The sequence below is a fragment of the Dactylosporangium sucinum genome, from assembly GCF_014647515.1.
GTDB classification, from domain to species: domain Bacteria; phylum Actinomycetota; class Actinomycetes; order Mycobacteriales; family Micromonosporaceae; genus Dactylosporangium; species Dactylosporangium sucinum.
The window spans coordinates 1-1,412 of the sequence record NZ_BMPI01000185.1 but is presented as its reverse complement, the minus strand read 5'-3'; the positions used below and the strand labels follow the sequence as shown (position 1 = coordinate 1,412).

The window sequence follows — 1,412 nt, the reverse complement described above, 5'->3', positions numbered from 1 at the left end:
CTAGATCCTTGGGTTTGAGAATCTGGACAGGAGAGTCAGGTTTTCAAGCTGGGTTTTTGGAGGCGGGCTCGAGTGATGTAGTCCTGGACGTGCTGGTCGATGGTGTTCAGGGCGTGGCGGAGTTCGGGTGGGGCTTGGGGCTGGTCGGCGGCTGTGAGTGGTCGGAGGAGACGGTTGTGGAGTTTGGTGTAGAAGATCGCGAGGCGTTGCCCGTCAGGGGTCAGGACGTAGGTGTGGGTGTGCTCGACGCGGGTGATGAGGCCGTTGAGCCGCAGGCGGCGTAGGTCGTAGGTCATCTGGCTGGTGGTGTAGGTGGTGCCGAGCAGCCGGGCGGTCAAGGCACGGAGGCGCTTGTTGGTGACGCCGGTGACGGCGAACAGGTGCAGGCAGAGGGCGCCGGTCAGGGCCATGACCCGAGGGTCGCCGAAGCGTAGGGCTGGGGCCCTCCTGCCGTCCTCGGTGAGGGTGGGCTGCGCGACCCGCTCAAGGGCTGGGCTCGCAAGGACGCAACCCTGACCGACCCGGATAGTGTCCAGCAGCCGGCGGTTGACGTCACGGGTCTTGGCGATGATCTCGTCGAGGTGTTCGAGGCGGCGCAGCACACCGAGGTCGTAGGTGTCGTTGATGACGGTCTCGATGCGCAGCGCGCGGCGGTCTTTGAGGTAGTACTTGATCCGGGAGTGGCGGTAGAAGGCGTTGACGACCACGCCGTCGTTGTCGCGGTCGATGGCGGTGCGGAACACGCCGTGAGTGGTGGAGCGGATCTGCCGGTCGAAGATGATTTCCATGTTGTCGGGGCGGCCGATGTCGAGGTTGTCCGCGGTGAGGGCTTCGAAGAAGGCCCGGGCGTGGCGGGGTGTGGTGAACACGATGGTCTTGGCGACCTCGACCTGGCGCATGGCGATGTCCCACCAGTAGCCGGCGGCCCGGTCGGTCGGGGTGAACGGCAGCGGCAGCCGGGCCCACCACCGTTCGGTGAACACGGCGATGGTGCCGGGACCGAACCGGTCGCAGATCGCCTGCAGCGCGGCGGGGTCATCGCACGCGGCGAAGCCGTTGGACAGTTCCCGAAAGCCGATTCCGGCCTGGGCCGCTTGACGTTTGGCCCACTCGTGCCCGTTGATCCAGATCTTGCCGGGGTAAGGGAAGTAGGCGCAGACCTTGATGAACGCCGGGCCGAAGTCGGTGTCCCACAGGTAGAAGTAGTAGCAGGTCACCCGACGCTCGGTGCGCTGGTAGGTGAACCACACCGCCCCGGTGCCGGTCGCTGACTTGGTGCCGGTGAACACCCGTTGGAACTCCTGGGCCACGCCGACGGCGACGACCTGGGACCGGCCGGTGGCGGCGGCCTTACGGATCAGCGGCATCACCTGGTCGATCTTGCGTTCCGGCCATGGGGTGTCGGCGAGCAC

General features: G+C 66.3%; 1 protein-coding gene. It reads right to left on the bottom strand.

The features are described 5' to 3' along the window. Positions 1 to 35: 35 nt before the first annotated feature. A partial coding sequence (locus tag IEZ31_RS55705) for a hypothetical protein (protein ID WP_190258281.1) occupies positions 36 to 1,412 on the bottom strand: 1,377 nt, incomplete at its 5' end.